Source organism: Mesorhizobium sp. B3-1-6, assembly GCF_006439555.1.
Classification (GTDB): Bacteria; Pseudomonadota; Alphaproteobacteria; order Rhizobiales; family Rhizobiaceae; genus Mesorhizobium.
Genome location: NZ_VFTM01000014.1, coordinates 82,658 through 100,742 on the forward strand (window position 1 = coordinate 82,658; position 18,085 = coordinate 100,742).

Below are 18,085 nucleotides of genomic sequence, written 5' to 3' on the forward strand. Positions count from 1 at the left end.
GTTCAGGCTGGATTGCGGCGCGCAGTTCCAAGACCGCGATGGCGAAGGATTTCTGCGGTTCCGGCGATGATGAAGGACACGGTGAGGATCACCGTTCCCAGCGCCATCACGGTCGGCAGCGAGCGCGGGAAGCGCAGCTGGCTCCAGATGTAGAGCGGCAGCGTCGGCTCGGTGCCGGCGAGGAAGAAGACGACGATGAACTCGTCGAAGGAAACCAGGAAGGAGAGCATGAAGGCCGACAGCACGGCGGGCAAGCTCAGCGGCAGCATGACGCGCCGGAACGTCGTCCAGTCGGAAGCGCCCAGGTCGAGCGCCGCTTCGCGGATCGTCTTCGGGATGGCGGCGAAGCGGCTGCGCATCACCACCACGGTGGTCGGCAGCGCGACGAGGATGTGACCGAGCACGATGGAAACGCGCGATGGTCCAAGGCCGATGAGGTTGACCAGGATCAACAGCGAAATGCCGACGATGACGCCGGGGATGAGGATCGGAGCCGGGCGATGGCGCTGATCGTGGCGGCGAGCGGCGAGCGGCCGTAGAGGTCCATATAGGATACGGTGATGCCGCAGAGCGTCGCGCCGGAGGCGGCGATGACGCCGATGACCAGGCTGTTGGCCAAAGCGCCGGAAAGCGCCGGATTGCCATAGAGCGTGCGGTACCATTCGAGCGTGAAGCCCCGCAGCGGAAACGCCGCCTGGATGGAGTTGTTGAAGGAAAACAGCGGGATCAGCAGCACCGGCAGATAGAGGAAGACGAGATAGCCAAGCACATAGAGGCCGAGCCAGCGGCCGTCGCTGCTGGTGTCAGCCCGGGCGCTCATGTGCGACTGCCGAATCTGCGGTCGGCGCCGCGCGCCACCAGGACGACGCAAAGGATGACTAGCATGACGCAGACCGAGAGGGCCGCCCCGAACGGCCAGTCATTGGCCTTGCCGAACTGCGACTGGATCAGCGTGCCGATCATGGTGCTGGCAGGACCACCGACCATGGCTGGCGTGACATAGTCGCCGACCGTCGGCACGAAGACGACGAGTGCTGCCGCCAGCACGCCCGGCATGGAATTCGGCAGCACGACACGACGGAAGCAGGTGAAGGGCCGCGCGCCGAGATCGGATGCGGCTTCGAGCAACGATTTCGGGATCGTGTCCAGCGCCACATAGATCGGCAGGATTGCGAAAGGCGCGTAGGCGTGGGCGAGCGTCACCACCACCGCTGCCGGCGTGTTGAGGAAGGCAAGCGTCGGCTGTGACCAGAGGCCGGTCTCGATGAAGGCCGAGTTCAGAACGCCATTATAGGCGAGCACGATCTTCCAGGCGAAGACGCGCAGCAGATAGCTGGTCCAGAACGGCAGCGTGACCAGGAAGAGCAGCAGGTTGCGCCGCCGGCCGGCGTGGAAGGCGAGGTAATAGGCAACCGGATATGCAGTAGCGACGGTGGCGAGCGTGACCAGGCCGGCGATGACCAGCGAGCGCAGCGTCACCGTCCAGTAGAGCGGATCGGTAGCGACGGTGACGAAATTCTCCGCCGTCAGGCCGACGCCGAGCAGCGAGCCGTCATTCCCCCTGAAGGCGAGGAAGACCACCAGGCCAAGCGCGAACAGGATCAGGAAGAAGGTGACCAGTCCGCCCGGCAGCAGCATGGCGAAGCGGAACACCGGCGAGATGCGGTTTTCCGGCAGGGGCCGCGTTGCAGCGATGGTCGACGACATCGAACTGTCCATCGAAATTCTGAAATCACCAAATGATTTTTCATATTCCTGAAATTGTCAAGCTGAATCGCTTGTGCGCCGCACGCGTTCGGGGTCAGCGCTCGAACGCGTCGAGCATCCGGTACCAGGTGATCGCCGCGGCGACGCCGACCTGGCGGAAAGCATGGAACGGGATCGGCCGGATCGGCGACAGCGGGAACGGCAATTGCCTGGCATCGCCGCTCGAGAGGTAGCCCGCCATGCGCTTGCCCAGCGCGCTCATCAGGCCGACGCCCCTGCCCTGGCAGCCGACGACCGCGAGCAGACCTTTCTCCGGCTCATGCAGATGCGGCAGATGATCCGGTGTCAGCGCCACGCGGCCGAACCAGCGCTTTTCGATGGCGACGCCCGCGAGCGCCGGATAGAGGCGGGTGAGCGCGCGTTCGCAATGCGCCCAGTCCGCAGGGCTGGAGGGCAGCGCCATGCGGCCGCGGCCGCCCAGCACCATCCGGCCATCGGGACTCCGGCGATAGTAGACGAGGATGCGACAGGAATCGGAAACGGCTTGCCCGCCCGGCAGGATGCTGGCTGCAAGGTCCGCCGGGAGCGGCGCGGTGGCGATCTGGAAGGAATGCAGCGGCACGATCGTCTGTGCGAGGCCAGGCAGCAGGCCATCCGTATAGGCGTTGGTGGCGAGCACGACCGACTTGGCGCGCAATTCGGCGCCGCCTTGCGTCGAAACCCGCCAGACGCCGGCCTCCTTGGCGAGTTTCACCACCCGTTGCTGCTCGGCGATCTTGACGCCGGCGGCCGAGGCGACGCGCGCCAATTCCATCGTGTAGGACAGCGGATCGATGACGCCAGCGCGGCGGTCGAGCCAGCCGCCGAGATAGCCCCTGGCGCCGGTCATCGCCGCGATCCCTGCCTTGTCGAGCAACTCGACGTCGGCGCCGCGCGAGCGCCATTGACGATCCCGGTTCGCCGCCGCCTTCAGCGCGGTTTCGGTGTGGGCCGCCTGGATCCAGCCGTTGCGCGTGAACGGCACGGTCAGCTTCTCGTCGCGGATCACATCGAACACGGCGTCGGCTGTCGCGGCGGCGAATTCCACCAGGGCTTCGCCGCGCTCCTTGCCGAAATGCCTGAGCAGCCATTCCGGATCGTATTTGAGGCCTGGAATGACCTGGCCGCCATTGAGGCCCGAAGCGCCCTGCCCGATCGCGCCGGCGTCAAGCACCTGAATGGAAAGGCCCGCGCGCGCCGCATGCAGCGCCGTCGATAGTCCCATGATGCCGCCGCCGACGATGACCGCGTCAAGCGTGCCGCCAGCCGACAAGCCCGATTGAAATGCCGGGGCGGCCTGCGGCTTTTGCCAAATCGGATCGGAAAAGGCTGCGGGCAAAGATTACCTCGGCGCTGGAGCTTCGTGAAAATCCTATTGTTCATTTCACGAATTTGAAAGCGCGTTCGATGGGCCAGCCGGCTACGCTTTTGATGACAGGGACAACTGGCCCACGAACCGGGTTACAAAACGGCATGGACGTTTGACCCAAATCCGGGGAAAGTGCCGCGCGACAGTTGAGAGGAAGCATCACCATGACCGATCCGACCCGCCTGCCCGCCGACGGCCTCTTCGTCGGCCGCGCCAGGACAAGCGAAGCTACTCATCCGCTGGTGGTGACGGTGCGGGACGGCCAGGTCATCGACATCACCTCGAGCGCGGCGCCCACGGTGCGCGATGTCTGCGAGCTGAAGGATCCGGCCGGCTATCTGCGCTCGGCCAAGGGCAAGGCGATCGGCGCGATCGCCGAGATCGCGGCCAACAGCCTCGAAGACAAACGCGATGCGAAGAAGCCGATCCTGCTCTCGCCCGTCGACCTGCAGGCGGTGAAAGCTTCCGGCGTCACCTTCGTCGTCAGCCTGCTCGAGCGCGTCATCGAGGAACAGGCGCGTGGTTCGGCCGAAAAAGCCGACGCCATACGCGCCGACATCGCGGGGCTGATCGGCCACGACCTGTCGAAGCTCAAGCCCGGCTCGCCCGAAGCGATGGAGATCAAGACCAAGCTGATTTCGCGCGGCGCCTGGTCGCAATATCTCGAAGTGGGCATCGGCCCGGACGCCGAGATCTTCACCAAGTGCCAGCCGATGGCTTCCGTCGGCTTCGGCGCCGATGTCGGGCTGCACCCCGTCTCCACCTGGAACAATCCGGAGCCCGAGATCGCCATGATCGCCGACAGTTCGGGTCGCATCGTCGGCGCCACGCTCGGCAATGACGTCAATCTGCGCGATGTCGAAGGACGCTCGGCGCTGCTCCTCGGCAAAGCCAAGGACAACAACGCCTCGGCCTCGCTCGGGCCGTTCATCCGCCTTTTCGACGAAACCTTCTCAATCGCCGATGTGAAGCGCGCCACGGTGCGGCTCAGCGTCGAGGGCGAGGACGGCTTCGCGCTGCAGGGCGCGAGCTCGATGGCCGAGATCAGCCGTTCGCCGGAAGAGCTGGTCAAGGCGGCGATGGGACCGCACCACCAGTATCCGGACGGACTCGCGCTCTATCTCGGCACCATGTTCGTGCCGTCGAAGGATCGCGGCGAGAAGGGCAAGGGCTTTACCCACAAGGTCGGCGACATCGTTACCATCTCGTCGGAAAAGCTCGGCGCGCTGGTCAACCGCGTAAGGCTGTCGCCGGACTGCCCGCACTGGACCTACGGCGCCAGCCATCTGATGCGCGACCTGGCCAAGGCGGGCCTGATCTAACGCCGCACCGAAGGGCGGTTGCTTGGAGGCCAATCCGTGCAGCGGATGGTCGATGGCGCCGCTTGCCCAACGAATATCACCGCTGCTGATGCAATCTGATGGGATTGCTGATGGCGCGCGCGCCTGTGCCAACATCCACTGACGATGGAGGCTTGCCACCGCCCGAAAAAGAGAATGCTCTGGACGTTCCGGTCGGCGCTGGCAGGAGATGCGGGTTCCAAGGTCGCATCGCGCTGATCCAGGAGGAGAGTTTCAACATGGGAGGAAATCGAATGCTTTCGCGGCTAAGACTACTCGTGCTTGGCTTGATCGCGGCTATCGCCATTCCGGCGATGGCCGAGGCCAAGACGTTCTACTGGATTTCGCATGGCGGCCCGGCCGATCCGGTCTGGACCTATTTCCTGGCCGGAGCCAAGCAATGGGCCAAGGACACGGGCAACACCGTCAACACCTCGTTCCACAATGGCGACGTCGCGTCCCAGCAGGAAGCCGTGCGCGCCGCGATCGCGGCCAAGGCCGACGGCATCGCCACCACCAGCCCCGATCCGGGCAGCCTGGTCGAGATCGTCAAGGAAGCCCGCGCGGCCAACATCCCGATCATCAACTTCAACACGCCCGATCCGAAAGCCAATTTCAACGCCTATGTGGGCGGCGACAACGTCACCTTCGGCAAGCACTGGGCGCAGTATCTGGTCGACAAGGGCCTGGTGAAGAAGGGCGACTTCGTCTGGATGCCGGTCGAGATCCCCGGCGCCACCTATGGCGTGCAGGAAGAAGAAGGCATCAAGAGCGTGTTCGAGCCGGCCGGCATCACCTATGAGGTGACCGAGGCGACGCTCGACCAAGCCGAAGCGATCAACCGCATGGTCGACTACCTCACCGCGCACAAGGGCAAGGTGAAGGCGATCATCGGCCTCGGCGATCTCGTCACCGGCTCGATCAAGCGCGTGTTCGACCAGGCCGGCGTCAAGCCGGGCGAAATCCCGGTCGTCGGCTGGGGCAACTCGCTCGACACCACGCAGGAAGTGCTCAACGGCTACGTCAATGCCGGGCAGTGGCAGGACCCGCAGGCGACCAGCTATATCGCGCTGTCGATGGCCAACATGGCCGCCAGCGGCATTCCTCCGGGCTTCAACGTCATCACCGGCGCGCTCTATGAGAAGGACACCGCCGGCGTCTACGACAAGATCCTGTCCGGCAAATAATCCTCGAGCGAACGGTCGCGACACCCCTGTCGCGACCGTTTTTCCTTCTCCCAGCGCCGTCCTCATCGGACGGCCGCGCTTACGTCGCGGGTTCAATGGAAAACCATTCCTTCGTCCAACGCCTTGTCGCGCGGCCGGAATTCGGTCCGCTGGTGCTGCTCGTCGTCGAGCTCGCCGTCTTCTGGGGCATCAATCCCGACTTCCTGTCGCCGCAGAACATTTCGAACATCCTGGCCTTCACCGTCGAACTCGGCCTGATCGCGCTGGCAATGACCTTGCTGATGACATCCGGAGAATTCGACCTCTCGGTCGGCTCGCTGTTCGGCTTCTCGCCGGTGCTGATGTGGACGCTCTTCAACAGCGGCGTCACTTCGCTGGAGATGGGCCTGCTGATCGCGCTGATCGTCGCTGCCCTGGTCGGGCTGGTGAATGGCTGGTTCGTCACGCAGCTCAAGATCCCGTCCTTTCTGGTGACGCTCGGCATGCTGCTGGTCGTGCGCGGCACGGCATTGTTCATCACCGACGGTTTCCCGCAGCGCACCTGGAGCGCGGAAGGCAGCTGGCTGGCGAACATCCTGGTCGGCGACTTCTATGTCGGCCCGTTCCGCATCTATGCCTCGCTGTTCTGGTTCATCGGCGCCGCGATCGTGCTCGGCTATGTGCTGACGCAGAGCCGAACCGGCAACTGGATCCAGGCGGCGGGCGGCAATCCGAACGCGGCGCGCGCGCGCGGCGTCAACGTCAACCGCGTCAAGGTCGGCCTGTTCATCCTGTCGGCGGTGATGGCCTCGCTCGCCGGCGTCATCTCGTCGCTGCGCACGTCCGCCGCCAACCCCAACAGCGGCACCGGCTACGAGCTCGAAGTCATCGCCATGGTGGTGATCGGCGGCACGGCGCTGACCGGCGGACGCGGCACCATCATCGGCACGGTGCTCGGCATCCTGATCCTGCGCGTCATGCGCAACGGCATCGTGCTGATCGGCGTGCCGGGGCTCGCCTACAACATCTTCATCGGCGCGATCATCCTCGGCATGATGGCGCTGCACTCCTGGCTCGAACGCCGGCACCAGGCAGGGACCTGAACCATGGCCGAACCGCTGATCCGCATGGAAAACATCCGCAAGTCCTACGGGCGCGTGCAGGCGCTGGTGGACGCCAATTTCCACGTCAACGAAAAGGAGATCGTCGGCCTGCTCGGCGACAACGGCGCGGGCAAGTCGACGCTGATCAAGGTGCTGTCGGGCGCCGTGCCACTGACCAGCGGTGACATCTTCATCCGCGGCAAGAAGGTCACGCTGCGCAGCACCAGCGACGCCATCGCCCACGGCATCGAGACGATCTACCAGGACTCGGCCCTCGTCACGCAGTTGTCGATCGCGCGCAACCTGTTCCTCGGGCGCGAGCCGATCAGGGCGCCGCGCTTCCTGAACCGCATGGACCAGGACGCAATGAACGCAGTGGCGCGCGACCTGCTCAGGCAGGTCGGCATCACCAAGAATATCCCGCCGACGACACCGATCGGCTCGCTGTCGGGCGGCGAGCGGCAGGCCGTGGCGATCGCGCGCGCCATGCATTTCGACAGCGATCTCATCATCCTCGACGAACCGACCAACAATCTCGGCGTCGCCGAGACGCAAGGCGTGCTGAGCTTCGTGCGCAGCGCCCGCGATTCCGGGCACTCCTGCATCTTCATCGCGCACAACATCCATCACGTCTTCCAGGTGGTCGACCGCATCGTGGTGATGCGCCGGGGCAAGGTGGTGGCCGACGACATCGATCCGAAAAAGACGACGGTCGCCGAGGTCGAACGCGTCATCACCGGCATGTCGGACAAGGAGATCCGGGACGCGATTTCCGACGGCCCGCAGCGGCATGGCTGACGATCTGGCGTCGATTTGGCCCGACGTCGATTTGGCCTGACGTTGAATTGTCCTGACAGGGGCTCGCTTGCCATCCTATGACTGGACTCATGAAAGCCACGGTAGCCGACATCGCCAGAAGCTGCGGCCTGTCGACCGCGACCGTCGACAGGGTGCTCAACAACCGGCCAGGGGCAAGTGCTGCCAACCGGCAGCGGGTGATGGAGGCGGCCAAGCAGCTCGGCTATCTGCCGACACTCGATCAGGTCGTGCTGCCGTCGAAGCCGGCGCACCTGGAATTCTTCCTGCCGATCGGGTCCAACGGCTTCATGGCCGATCTTGCGCATCACATCGAGGATTATGCGGCACGCCTGCCGCTGGTCGCCTCCTGCCGCATCCACAACCTTGCCGGCATTTCGCCTGGCGCGCTGCAAGGCGCGGTGGAGAATCTGTCGCTCAAAGCCAACGGTGTCGGCGTCATCGCCGTCGACCACCCGCGCACGCGCAACATCCTGCGCGAGCTGGTCGATGCCGGGATCAGGCTGGTCACGCTGATCTCGGATGTGCCGGCGGCACCCCGCTCGGCCTATGTCGGCATCGACAACCGGGTGGCGGGCCGCACCGCGGCGCTGCTGATGGGCCGCTTCCTCGGCGGCCGTACAGGACATCTGGCGATGGTGGTCGGCTCGCGCTCCTATCGTGGCCACGAGGAGCGCGAGATGGGTTTTCGTTCGGTGCTGAGCGAAGAGTTTCCCAACCTCACGGTCTCAAGCGCCGCCGAAAGCAATGACGACCCGGACGCCAGCTACCGCGCGACCATCAAGGCGCTGCACAACGAACCGGACCTTCTCGGCATCTATTGCGTCGGCGCCGGACGGTCAGGCGTGGCCAAGGCCTTGCTCGAGGTCAAGCCGCGCAAGAAGCCGGTCTTCATCTGCCACGACCTGACCAAGGAAACGCGCCGCTATCTCGTCGACGATCTCGCCGACGTCGTGATCGACCAGAATGCGCGGCTGATCGCCGAGCAGTCGGTGATCCGCCTGCTCGGTTCCATCGCGTCGTCGGCGCCGTATCTGACGAAAAAGTTCATCGAGCCGCGGCTGATCTTCAAGGAAAACGTGCCGGTGCAATAAACCAGCGGGTGGGCGCACGAAGGCGGCCTTAATGCATGTCGCGCAAAAGTGTGCAGCGGTTTTGCGATAACGACATGCATGAAAACACAGGCTTAAAGCGCGTCGCCTGAATCCGCTTCAGCGCGACGCGCTTTAGCATTTGTCTGACGATTGATCCTGCAATTCTGCACACCAGCTATGCAGGTTTCGCAATTGCCGAATCGTTAGGCAACCCGTATTTACCTGGGTGTCGGCCGTCTCCTCCTCCCAGATGTGATGCCGACGCTGAGTACGGTACACCTCCTCCCGTGCCGTATTCGAAATCAAGCCCGCTGCCACCTCCTCCCGGCAGCGGGCTTTTTCTTTGCCCGCACGGCGATTATGCAGGGCGGCGCCAACCCCGTGGAGCGAGCGTCCATCTGACGTTACGGCGAAGGCGCCGAGCCCAACCGCTCACACTTTTCCTTGAATTGCTCTAGGCTTTGGCTGTCGCCAGGTTGGCGCTGAGTTCGAAAGCGACTCCCGATCCATCGGAGTGGAACTGCAGCACGGCAGCGCTCCCGCTTACGATGTCCTCCACAACGCGCTTGCGTTCCTGATCGGTCATTGCCTTGCAGGCAGCACTCATGCCGACCAGCGCCATCGTATTCAATCGCAGGAGGGGCGCGCCGTCCTCAAAGCGTATGATACGCGATATTGTCCTTGATCGAACGTCGTGGAAGCCGACGTCCCGGAGCAGCGCCTCGAGCGGCGCCGAGTTCCCAAAGCTGTGGCGCAGGTCTGCGATTGGGCCGAGGAGTCGCTCGGCGACGCGGCGGAGTTCTCGAAAGAAGGGGATTTCCTCATCGGACCGCCAAGTGGCAACCGCCAACATGCCGCCCTGCGCCAGCGCTCGTCGCATCTCCGCCGCCGCAGCGGGCTTGTCGGGAACGAACTGCAGCCCCTGCTGACAGACGACCACGTCGAACTGCTCTCCGTCACGGAGCGGCAGCGCACTGGCATTGCCGGCGCGCCAGTCGATGTCCGGCGCCACGGTGCGCGCGACGGCGAGCATATCCGGGCTGATGTCGATGCCGACAACATATCCGGCGGCACCAAGCCGTTCCTTGGCAACGCGCGCAACTATCCCTGTGCCACAAGCGATGTCCAAGACACGATGGCCTGGGGACAGCCTTACCTCTTCGAAGGTCACTTCGGCCCAAGGGCGAAAGAGAGGACCCACGAGCCAGCGCTCATACATCTCCGGAAAACTTGCCCGACCCATTGCATGGCTGGGCGCCTGATTCTGAGACAGGATCACAGAGTCAGGATGAGGCGAAGACATCAGCGCGCCCGGAACGAGGCGATCAGGCTTTCGGCCATGCGCACGAACTGCGCGCTCGGGCCTTCGGCGCCGACGCTCTGCATCGAGACGCGCGCGCCTTCGAGCAGCAGCGACAGTGTGTCGGCGAGCAGCTCGGCCTGGCCGATGCCGGCATCGCGGCAAAGCGCAACCAGCTTCTCGCGCTGGGCCTCCTTCAGTTCCTTGATGACGCGCCTGGCCGGGTGATCGGTCTCGGTGAGCTCGACGGCGGCATTGGCCATGTCGCAGCCGCGGCTGTCGGCGCTGAGCAGTTCGGAAGCTTTTTGGACCCAGGCATGCAACTGGGCGAGCTTGTCGCCGGGATGCTTGGCCTCGAACTCGTCCCAGATCCTTGACGCCTTCGCCGCCGTGGCGCGCAGGCATTCGACGATCAATTCGTCCTTGGATTCGAAGTGACGGTAAAGCGTCATCTTGTTCGTGCCGGCAGCCTCGGTGATGGCGTCGACGCCAACACCCTTGATGCCGTGCTTGTGGAACATGTCCTGCGCCGTCTCCAGGATTCGATCCCGGGGGCGGGAACGCTCCGCGACGCCGTCAGTCATCATGATCTCCTTTCGTCGTTTCCAAAAAAACCGTCGCCACCTCTTGACTAGGGTGTTACCGGTCTGTAACTTCCAGCATGTTACTTACTGGTAACACCTATATCGCTCGCCGTCAAACGACAAGGCCTCCGATAGCCCTGCCAGAGTGAGATAGGACGCAAAACCTGCCTGTCATGCGGCTTCGGCCGGTGAAGAACGAGAAAAAAGCGGCCCGTGATCAATCGATGCGGGCCGAGCAAGGAGCCGCTCCTATGCAAAAGCGCAAAGACCTGACGATCGACGAAGCCATCCGGGATCCGATGATCCGGCTGGTGATGAAGGCGGACGGGATCGACCCCAAAGCCTTCGAACGGATGCTGCGCTCACGCGCGGCGGAACAGGCGCTGGGCGACGATGACCCGCCATCCTTCCTGGCGGATTCCGGCTCCGGCCGCGCCCGGCGCCTGCGCCATTTCGCGAAACCGTTCGGCGAGGCGTCCGCATCATGGTGAACTTCTTCATCCACCGCCCGATCTTCGCCTCGGCGATCGCCATCATCATGGTGCTCGCCGGTGCGATCGCCTATTTCCTGTTGCCGGTCTCGCAGTTCCCCGACATCACGCCCCCGCAAGTCGTGGTCAGCGCCCATTATCCGGGCGCCAGCGCGCAGGTCGTGGCCGATACGGTCACCACGCCGCTCGAGCAGCAGATCAACGGCGTGCAGGGCATGACCTACATGTCGTCGACGAGCTCGAATGACGGCTCCTCGACCATCACCATCACCTTCGACGTCGGCTATCCGCTGAGCACGGCGGCCGTCGACGTGCAGAATCGCGTCTCGCAAGCGGCATCCTCCCTGCCGGCCATCGTCAACCAGGGCGGCGTGACGATCAAGAAGCAAAACCCCAATTTCGTGCTGATCGTCGACCTCACCTCGCCGGACGGCTCGGTCGATCCGGTGGCGCTGAGCAACCTCGCCTATCTGCAGGTGGTCGATCCGCTGAAGCGCCTCCCCGGCGTCGGCGACGTGCAGATCTTCGGCGAGCGCCGCTATTCGATGCGCGTCTGGCTCGACCCGGACAAGCTTGCCAATCTCGGCATCACCGCCGTCGACGTGCAGAACGCGATCGCCGAGCAGAACGTGCAGGTGGCGGCCGGCAAGATCGGCCAGTCGCCGGCGCCCGCCGGCACCGCCTTCGAAATGCAGGTCAACGCCGTCGGCCGCCTCAGCGACCCGAAGGAATTCGGCGACATCGTCGTGCGCGCCAATTCGCAGAACGGCTCGCTGGTGCGCCTTCGCGACGTTGCCCGCATCGAGCTCGGCGCGCTGCAATATTCTTCCTCCGCCTTCTTCGGCAAGGACCCGACGGTGGTTTTGGCCGTCTACCAGATGCCCGGCTCCAACGCCCTCGACCTGCAGCAGCGGGTCAAGGACAAGATGCAGGAGCTGTCGCAGCGCTTCCCGAAGGGCGTCAACTACGCCATGCATTACGACACGACGCGCTTCGTGTCGGCTTCGATGCATGACGTGCTGATCACGCTCGGCGAAGCATTGGTGCTGGTCGTGGCGGTGGTGTTCATCTTCCTGCAGAGCTGGCGCACCACGATCATCCCGACCATCGCCATTCCCGTCTCGCTGATCGCGACATTGGCGATCATGTATATGCTGGGCTTCTCGCTCAACATGCTCTCGCTGCTCGGCATGGTGCTGGCGATCGGTCTTGTGGTCGACGACGCTATCGTCGTGGTCGAGAATGTCGAGCGACAGCTGGAGGCCGGGCTCAAGCCGCTTGCCGCGACACGCGCGGCGATGGCCGAGGTGACCGGGCCGATCATCGCCACCACGGCGGTGCTGATGGCGGTGTTCGTTCCCGTCGCCTTCATCCCTGGCGTCTCCGGCCGGCTCTACAATCAGTTCGCGTTGACAGTCGCGATCTCTGTCGGCATTTCCGCCTTCAACTCGCTGACGCTGTCGCCTGCGCTGAGCGCCGCCTTCCTGCGCCATCGCGGTGAGACCCAGTTCGTGCTGTTCCGCTGGTTCAACGCTGGCTTCGACTGGTTGTCGCATGCCTATGCGCATGGCGTGCGCATCCTGATCAAGCTGCGCTGGGCGATGCTCGGCCTGTTCGCGGCGGGTCTGGTCGCCACCTATTTCGTCTGGCAGAAACTGCCCTCGACCTTCCTGCCGGTCGAAGACCAGGGCTATTTCTTCGTCGTCATCCAGCTGCCGGACGGCGCTTCGCTCGAACGCACGGATGCGGTGGCGCAGAAGGCGCGCGACATCCTGCAGAACACGCCCGGCGTCGACATCGTCGGCTCGATCAGCGGCCTGAACTTCCTGACCAGCGCCGCCCAATCGAACTCGGCGGTGGAGTTCGCGATCCTCAAGCCATGGGACGAACGCGGCCCAGACCAGAGCGCGTCGAAACTGGTCGAGCAGGTGCGCGGCAAGCTGTTGCAGATGCCGGATGCGTTCGCGCTGTCCTTCGACCCACCCTCGATCCCCGGCATAGGCACCACCGGCGGCTTCGAGTTCCAGGTGGAGGATCTCTCCGGACGCGGCAGTGCGGCGCTGAACGATGTCACGCAGGCGCTGATCGCAGAAGCGCGCAAGCAGCCGGAGCTCAACCCGCAACAGCTGTTCTCGTCCTTCTCGACCTCGACGCCGCAGTTCAACTACGACCTCGACCGCAGCAAGGCGAAGCTTCTCGGCCTCAACCTGCCGGACGTGTTCAACACGCTGCAGATCTATCTCGGCTCGCTCTACGTCAACGACTTCAACCTGTTCGGCCGCACCTTCCGCGTGACCATCCAGGCCGACAAGGACGCGCGCGCCGACGCCACCGACATCTCGCGGCTCTATGTGCGCAATGCGTCGGGCGGCATGGTGCCGCTGAGCACGCTGGGCAGGCTGGTGCCGATTGTCGGTCCGGAGACCGTGCCGCACTACAACAACAATGCCTCGGCCCTGATCAACGGCGGCGCTGCCCCCGGCTTCTCGTCCGGGCAGGCGGTGGCGGCCATGGAACGGGCGGCGGCGAACGTGCTGCCGCGCGACTTCGGCTACGAGTGGACCGGCATCACCTATCAAGAGCTCAAGGCCGGATCGATCGCTTCTGTCGTGTTCGGGTTGGCGATCGTCTTCGTCTTCCTGATCCTGGCGGCGCAGTATGAAAGCTGGGCGATGCCCTTCATGGTGTTGCTCGCCGTGCCGCTCGCTTTGTTCGGCGCCTTCGTGGTGCTCCTGCTGCGCGGCATGCAGATCGACGTCTACTCGCAGATCGGCTTCGTCATGCTGATCGGCCTGGCGGCCAAGAACGCGATCCTGATCGTCGAGTTCGCCAGACGCCGGCGCGAGGAAGGGCTCACCATCGTCGAAGCGGCGATGGAAGCCGCGAGGCTTCGCCTGCGGCCGATCCTGATGACGGCCTTCGCCTTCATCCTCGGCGTGCTGCCGCTGATGTTCGCGACCGGCGCCGGTGCGGCCAGCCGTCAGTCGATCGGCACCACCGTCTTCGGCGGCATGGTGGCGGCGACGATCCTGTCGCTGGTCTTCGTGCCGGTCTTCTACGCGGTGATCGAGCAGCTGCGCGAACGCGGCGAAAAGGAACCGGACAAGGGCCACCATGACGCCCCTCGGCCAGAAGAAATTGAACCGACCGCCGAGCCGGCGCTTCAGCCGCTGGCCCAGGCGGCTGAATAGCTCGCCAGGCGGCTGAATAAGGATTGGAGAAAAAAATGCGTAGATGGAAAATCGCTTTGGGGACGGCCGTCGCGCTGGGCGCGATCTCGGTGGCAAGTGTCCACCTGCTCGACATGGGCAATCTCAGCGGAGGCACGGCGGGCGCCGCGCCAGCGCCGGCAGCCTTCGTCATGCCGGTGCCAGTGGTGAATGTCGTGAAAAGGACGCTGCCGATCTATCTCGACTACGCCGCGCGGGTCGAGTCGATCCGCAGCATCACGCTGCAGGCGCGCGTGCCGGGCTATCTGCAGGAGCAGACCGCGGCCGACGGCAGCGACGTCAAGCAGGGCGATATGCTCTACCGCATCGCGCCCGATGACTATCAGGCCGCGCTGGACCAGGCGAAGGCCCAGGTGCAGCGCGATACCGCGACGCTCGACTATGCAAAATCCAATCTCGGCCGCGGCACCGATCTTGCCAAGGCCGGTTACCTCGACAAGGACAGTTTCGACCAGCGCACCAGCAATCTGCGCACGGCGCAAGCCGCCCTTGCCGTCGACCAGGCGGCGGTGCGGACGGCCGAGCTCAATCTCGGCTATGCCGAGATCAAGGCGCCGTTCCCGGGTCGTATCGGCCGCAACCAGGCCTCGGTCGGCACGCTGGTCAGCGTCGCCGGAACGGTGCTCAACACGCTGGTGCAGCTCGATCCGATCTATGTGACCTTCAATCCGAGCGAGACCGACCTCGTCCAGATCGAGCAGGCGAAGGCCAACGGTCCGATCGCCGTCGACGTGCTCCTGCCTGGCGAGACCCAGCCCAGCCAGAAGGGCGAGCTCACCTTCATCGACAACACGATCGACCACTCGACCGGCACGATCACGGCGCGCGCCACGATCGGCAACGCCAAGTTCACGCTGCTGCCGGGACAGTATGTGCGGGTGCGGCTGCATGTGAAGGAGCAGCCCAACACGCTGATGGTGCCGCAGGTGGCGCTGGGTTCCAGCCAGCTCGGCAAGTACCTCTATGTCATCGGCAAGGGCAACACCGTCGACCAGAAGCTGGTGTCGCTTGGGCCCACCGATGGCGACCTGATTTCCGTGACCTCCGGAATCTCCGAGTCCGATCAGGTGATCACGGGCAATCTGCAGAAAATCGGACCCGGAATGCCGGTCTCTCCCTTGCCGCAACCGAAACCGGCCAGCTGATAACCCCCATCAGTTTCCGGTCCGACGGCGCCCTCGACACCCACGTCGAGGGCGCCGTTTTTGCTATGAGGTTCAGGCGGCTCCCGACGCTGGCTCCGTGCGCGGCTTAGTGGAATTACTTGCCAAGCAGCGCGACCAATCCGGTAATATCCGCGCGTTCCGCCTTCGCCGGCAGCATGAAGGCGCAATAAGGCTGGCCGAGACGAACCGAGACGGACGACAGGGCGATCAATCGGCCCGCCTCAAGATCGGCATTCGCCATCACCCTTTGTCCCAGGGCTACCCCCAACCCCAGCCGCGCCGCGCCGATCGCCAGGCTGGACAGGCCGACGCGGCGGCCATGCGAAGGGTCCGGCGCGCGGCTGCCGCCGACGGCGGCGAACCAGTCCGCCCAGCTCGGGTGCGAGGCATAGTTCGGCCCCCAATTGGTGTGGATGATGTGGCTCTCATGCACGTCCGCCAAGCTGGCGGCCCCGTTGCCGTGACGCTGCCAGAACTCGGGCGCGGCGACCGGCAGGACCTCGTCATGAACGAGCCGCACCATCTTCAGTGCCGGATAGTGGTAGTCGCCATAAGAGATGCGCAGGTCGATGTTCTGGCGCACCACGTCGACGGGATCGTCCTCGACCCGGACATCGATCGCCATCCGCGGAAAATTGTCGAGCAGCACCGCGAGCCTCGGCGCCAGCCACAGCTCGGCGAGCGAGAACGGCACGCTCACCACGAGGCGCGTGCGCAAGCCGCCTTCCAGCATGCGCCGGCCGACCGCCGCGATCTCGCCCAGTGCGTGCGCCGTCTGCGGATAGATAGCGTGGCCGGCATCGGTCAGCGCGATGCGGTTGCCGTTGCGCATGAAAAGCTGCTTGCCGAACCAGTCTTCCAGGTTGCGGATCTGCTGGCTGACCGCGGCCGACGACACACCGAGCTCGCTTGCGGCGAGCGTGAAGCTGCCGGCGCGCGCGGCGACCTCGAAAGTCCTCATCGCATTCAATGGCGGAAGCTTGTCCACGTTTCCCTCGAAAGTTTTTCTTGGGAGAGCCTAACAATTTTCCGCGTTGCTGCAAAGATTTCCTTGCGGTGTAGTGACCTCAGATTTCGGAGGACGCTATGATCGAAAACATTCTCGACTTGGACCGCTACCCGCTCGACCGCGAGGGCAGTGCCGAATGGCAGCGGCTGGTGGACGAGTCCAAGGCCGCGCTGGCGGCAAACGGCATGTTCAATCTGGAAGGGTTCCTGCGCCCGGGCATTGCCGAAAAGGCGGTCGCCGAGATCCGGCCGGTAATGGACACGCGCTCGCATGTCCACAGGCGCATGCACAATATCTATTTCAAGCCGACGATCCCGGAGCTTTCGCCGGACCATCCGGCGCTGCGCAAGGTCGAGACGATCAGCCATACGGTCTGCGCCGACCAGATTCCCGGCAGCACGGTGCTTTCAATCTACGAATACGCGCCGCTGGCGCGATTCCTGGCGGCGACGATGGACAAGCCGCAATTGCATGTCATGCAGGATCCGCTGGCCCGCGCCAATGTCATGGGCTACCGCGCCGGCGAAGCGCTCAACTGGCATTTCGACCGCTCGGAATTCACCACGACGTTGTTGCTACAAGCCCCGGAGGTCGGCGGCGACTTCGAATACCGCACCGACCTGCGCTCGGACGACAACCCGAACTATGACGGCGTGGCCAAGCTGCTCGAGGGACGCGATCCCGAAGCCAAGATCCTGCGCATCAATGCCGGCACGCTCAACGTCTTCCGCGGCAAGAACACCGCGCACCGCGTGACCACCGTCGAAGGCAATCGCGAGCGCATGATCGCGGTGTTTTCCTATTACGAACGTCCTGGCGTCATGTTCACCGATGAGGAGCGGATCGGCTTCTACGGGCGAGCGGCTTGAGCTGCCGGTTCAAAAATCCGGAATTCACGGAGATCGGCTCTTGTTAGATTGTCGACAATCTGCTTGTCTTGCAGAAGTTCCTCTCGGGAGTCGACACATGGCGAAGCCGGATTTCAGTCCGATCGCGGATACGACGCGCAGGGCGGAGATCGTCGCCTTGCTGAGGCGCGCCATCCTGACCGGACAGCTGGAACCGGGGCAAAAGCTCAATGAGCTCAGGATTTCCGAACAGATGCGGGTGAGCCGCGCGCCATTGCGCGAGGCGATGCGCGAGCTGGTGCAGGAAGGCATCCTGACCAGCATCCCCTATGCCGGAACCTTCGTCATCGAGGTCACCGCCAAGGATATCGTCGACGCCTATTCCCTGAACCAGGTGCTGGACGAGTTCGCCATCGAGAAGACCTGGCCGCAGCGCGACCAGCGCTTCTTCGACGAGCTCGACCGCCGCCATGAAGCGGTGAAGCAGGCGACGCGGGCGAAGGACACCACGCGCCAGATCGAGACGGCGCTGCAGCTGCACGGGCTGATCTACGAATGGGCCGACAATTCGGTGCTGCTGGAGACCTGGCAGCGCTTGACCAGCCGGCTGCAGATGTATTTCGCCCTGCACCAGCGCGCCCGCAACGAGCCGGTGCCGGCCGAGGATGTGCACGAAACCTATGTGGCGCTGATGAAGGGCTCGGACATGCGCGCCGCCCAACGCCATGCGCGCGAGCATATCGGCCTCGATTTCGAAGAGCTTCTTGCCTATGCGCGCGGCCTCGAAAAGCGCGCATCGAAGAACTGACAGACGTACGGACAA

General features: G+C 64.3%; 15 protein-coding genes and 1 pseudogene. 10 read left to right on the top strand and 6 right to left on the bottom strand.

Translation table 11 applies throughout. The annotated features are described in order from the left end of the window. Positions 1–2 precede the first annotated feature (2 nt). The 3 genes and pseudogenes from FJ414_RS14685 to FJ414_RS14695 form a co-directional block, all read right to left on the bottom strand. Positions 3–820: pseudogene (locus tag FJ414_RS14685) on the bottom strand (ABC transporter permease). Continuing rightward, on the bottom strand, positions 817–1,707 hold the full coding sequence (locus FJ414_RS14690; protein WP_140645093.1) for an ABC transporter permease: 891 nt from the start codon (positions 1,705–1,707) through the stop codon (positions 817–819). The pseudogene FJ414_RS14685 and the gene FJ414_RS14690 overlap by 4 nt, the downstream one beginning before the upstream one ends. A gap of 94 nt (positions 1,708–1,801) precedes the next feature. Next, on the bottom strand, positions 1,802–3,085 hold the full coding sequence (locus FJ414_RS14695) for an FAD-dependent oxidoreductase (protein ID WP_140645094.1): 1,284 nt from the start codon (positions 3,083–3,085) through the stop codon (positions 1,802–1,804). A 194-nt stretch (positions 3,086–3,279) separates the two neighbouring features. Here FJ414_RS14695 and FJ414_RS14700 point away from each other — a divergent pair, with 194 nt between their 5' ends. The 5 genes from FJ414_RS14700 (at position 3,280) to FJ414_RS14720 (ending at position 8,634) form a co-directional block, all read left to right on the top strand. Next, the gene (locus tag FJ414_RS14700) at positions 3,280–4,437 is read left to right on the top strand and encodes a fumarylacetoacetate hydrolase family protein (protein WP_140645095.1); all 1,158 of its coding nucleotides are present in this window, start codon (positions 3,280–3,282) and stop codon (positions 4,435–4,437) included. Positions 4,438–4,709: 272 nt separating this feature from the next. Continuing rightward, positions 4,710–5,642, top strand: a complete 933-nt coding sequence (locus FJ414_RS14705; RefSeq protein ID WP_140645096.1) for a substrate-binding domain-containing protein — start codon at positions 4,710–4,712, stop codon at positions 5,640–5,642. 95 nt (positions 5,643–5,737) lie between these two features. Beyond that, entirely contained in the window at positions 5,738–6,724 is a 987-nt protein-coding gene (locus FJ414_RS14710) for an ABC transporter permease (protein ID WP_140645097.1), read from the top strand. 3 nt (positions 6,725–6,727) lie between these two features. After that, positions 6,728–7,522: an ATP-binding cassette domain-containing protein gene (locus FJ414_RS14715; protein WP_140645098.1), complete on the top strand. Its 795-nt coding sequence runs from the start codon at positions 6,728–6,730 to the stop codon at positions 7,520–7,522. 89 nt (positions 7,523–7,611) lie between these two features. Continuing rightward, positions 7,612–8,634 (top strand): LacI family DNA-binding transcriptional regulator, encoded by a 1,023-nt coding sequence (locus FJ414_RS14720; RefSeq protein ID WP_140645099.1) that lies wholly within the window; start codon positions 7,612–7,614, stop codon positions 8,632–8,634. Positions 8,635–9,088: 454 nt separating this feature from the next. Here the strand turns inward: FJ414_RS14720 and FJ414_RS14725 are convergent, their stop codons facing one another. Then, positions 9,089–9,937: a methyltransferase domain-containing protein gene (locus FJ414_RS14725; RefSeq protein WP_140645100.1), complete on the bottom strand. Its 849-nt coding sequence runs from the start codon at positions 9,935–9,937 to the stop codon at positions 9,089–9,091. After that, entirely contained in the window at positions 9,937–10,518 is a 582-nt protein-coding gene (locus tag FJ414_RS14730) for a TetR/AcrR family transcriptional regulator (protein WP_140544202.1), read from the bottom strand. The genes FJ414_RS14725 and FJ414_RS14730 overlap by 1 nt, the downstream gene beginning before the upstream one ends. A 251-nt stretch (positions 10,519–10,769) precedes the next feature. Between FJ414_RS14730 and FJ414_RS14735 the strand changes: the two genes are divergently transcribed. Genes FJ414_RS14735 through FJ414_RS14745 form a run of 3 tightly spaced genes read left to right on the top strand, consistent with a single transcriptional unit; the run spans position 10,770 to position 15,384 of the window. Then, on the top strand, positions 10,770–11,009 hold the full coding sequence (locus FJ414_RS14735) for a hypothetical protein (protein ID WP_140645141.1): 240 nt from the start codon (positions 10,770–10,772) through the stop codon (positions 11,007–11,009). After that, positions 11,003–14,200: a multidrug efflux RND transporter permease subunit gene (locus FJ414_RS14740; RefSeq protein WP_140645101.1), complete on the top strand. Its 3,198-nt coding sequence runs from the start codon at positions 11,003–11,005 to the stop codon at positions 14,198–14,200. Before FJ414_RS14735 ends, FJ414_RS14740 begins: the two co-directional genes overlap by 7 nt. A 35-nt stretch (positions 14,201–14,235) precedes the next feature. Further along, positions 14,236–15,384, top strand: a complete 1,149-nt coding sequence (locus FJ414_RS14745) for an efflux RND transporter periplasmic adaptor subunit (RefSeq protein ID WP_140645102.1) — start codon at positions 14,236–14,238, stop codon at positions 15,382–15,384. A 115-nt stretch (positions 15,385–15,499) separates the two neighbouring features. On the opposite strand, the gene FJ414_RS14750 is transcribed toward FJ414_RS14745, so the two are convergent. Continuing rightward, the gene (locus FJ414_RS14750) at positions 15,500–16,393 is read right to left on the bottom strand and encodes a LysR substrate-binding domain-containing protein (RefSeq protein WP_140645103.1); all 894 of its coding nucleotides are present in this window, start codon (positions 16,391–16,393) and stop codon (positions 15,500–15,502) included. Positions 16,394–16,491: 98 nt separating this feature from the next. Here FJ414_RS14750 and FJ414_RS14755 point away from each other — a divergent pair, with 98 nt between their 5' ends. Together FJ414_RS14755 and FJ414_RS14760 are read left to right on the top strand one after the other, a co-directional pair. Beyond that, positions 16,492–17,283 (top strand): 2OG-Fe(II) oxygenase, encoded by a 792-nt coding sequence (locus tag FJ414_RS14755; protein WP_246672399.1) that lies wholly within the window; start codon positions 16,492–16,494, stop codon positions 17,281–17,283. A 97-nt stretch (positions 17,284–17,380) separates the two neighbouring features. Continuing rightward, on the top strand, positions 17,381–18,070 hold the full coding sequence (locus FJ414_RS14760; protein WP_140645104.1) for a GntR family transcriptional regulator: 690 nt from the start codon (positions 17,381–17,383) through the stop codon (positions 18,068–18,070). Positions 18,071–18,085: the final 15 nt, after the last annotated feature.

What these genes read in the sequence shown, in the direction of transcription:
- FJ414_RS14690 (WP_140645093.1), bottom strand. Translation starts at nt 1,707, where the DNA reads ATGTCGTCGACCATCGCTGCAACGCGGCCCCTGCCGGAAAACCGCATC.
- FJ414_RS14700 (WP_140645095.1), top strand. Translation starts at nt 3,280, where the DNA reads ATGACCGATCCGACCCGCCTGCCCGCCGACGGCCTCTTCGTCGGCCGC.
- FJ414_RS14705 (WP_140645096.1), top strand. Translation starts at nt 4,710, where the DNA reads ATGCTTTCGCGGCTAAGACTACTCGTGCTTGGCTTGATCGCGGCTATC.
- FJ414_RS14710 (WP_140645097.1), top strand. Translation starts at nt 5,738, where the DNA reads ATGGAAAACCATTCCTTCGTCCAACGCCTTGTCGCGCGGCCGGAATTC.
- FJ414_RS14715 (WP_140645098.1), top strand. Translation starts at nt 6,728, where the DNA reads ATGGCCGAACCGCTGATCCGCATGGAAAACATCCGCAAGTCCTACGGG.
- FJ414_RS14720 (WP_140645099.1), top strand. Translation starts at nt 7,612, where the DNA reads ATGAAAGCCACGGTAGCCGACATCGCCAGAAGCTGCGGCCTGTCGACC.
- FJ414_RS14725 (WP_140645100.1), bottom strand. Translation starts at nt 9,937, where the DNA reads ATGTCTTCGCCTCATCCTGACTCTGTGATCCTGTCTCAGAATCAGGCG.
- FJ414_RS14730 (WP_140544202.1), bottom strand. Translation starts at nt 10,518, where the DNA reads ATGACTGACGGCGTCGCGGAGCGTTCCCGCCCCCGGGATCGAATCCTG.
- FJ414_RS14735 (WP_140645141.1), top strand. Translation starts at nt 10,770, where the DNA reads ATGCAAAAGCGCAAAGACCTGACGATCGACGAAGCCATCCGGGATCCG.
- FJ414_RS14740 (WP_140645101.1), top strand. Translation starts at nt 11,003, where the DNA reads ATGGTGAACTTCTTCATCCACCGCCCGATCTTCGCCTCGGCGATCGCC.
- FJ414_RS14745 (WP_140645102.1), top strand. Translation starts at nt 14,236, where the DNA reads ATGCGTAGATGGAAAATCGCTTTGGGGACGGCCGTCGCGCTGGGCGCG.
- FJ414_RS14755 (WP_246672399.1), top strand. Translation starts at nt 16,492, where the DNA reads ATGATCGAAAACATTCTCGACTTGGACCGCTACCCGCTCGACCGCGAG.
- FJ414_RS14760 (WP_140645104.1), top strand. Translation starts at nt 17,381, where the DNA reads ATGGCGAAGCCGGATTTCAGTCCGATCGCGGATACGACGCGCAGGGCG.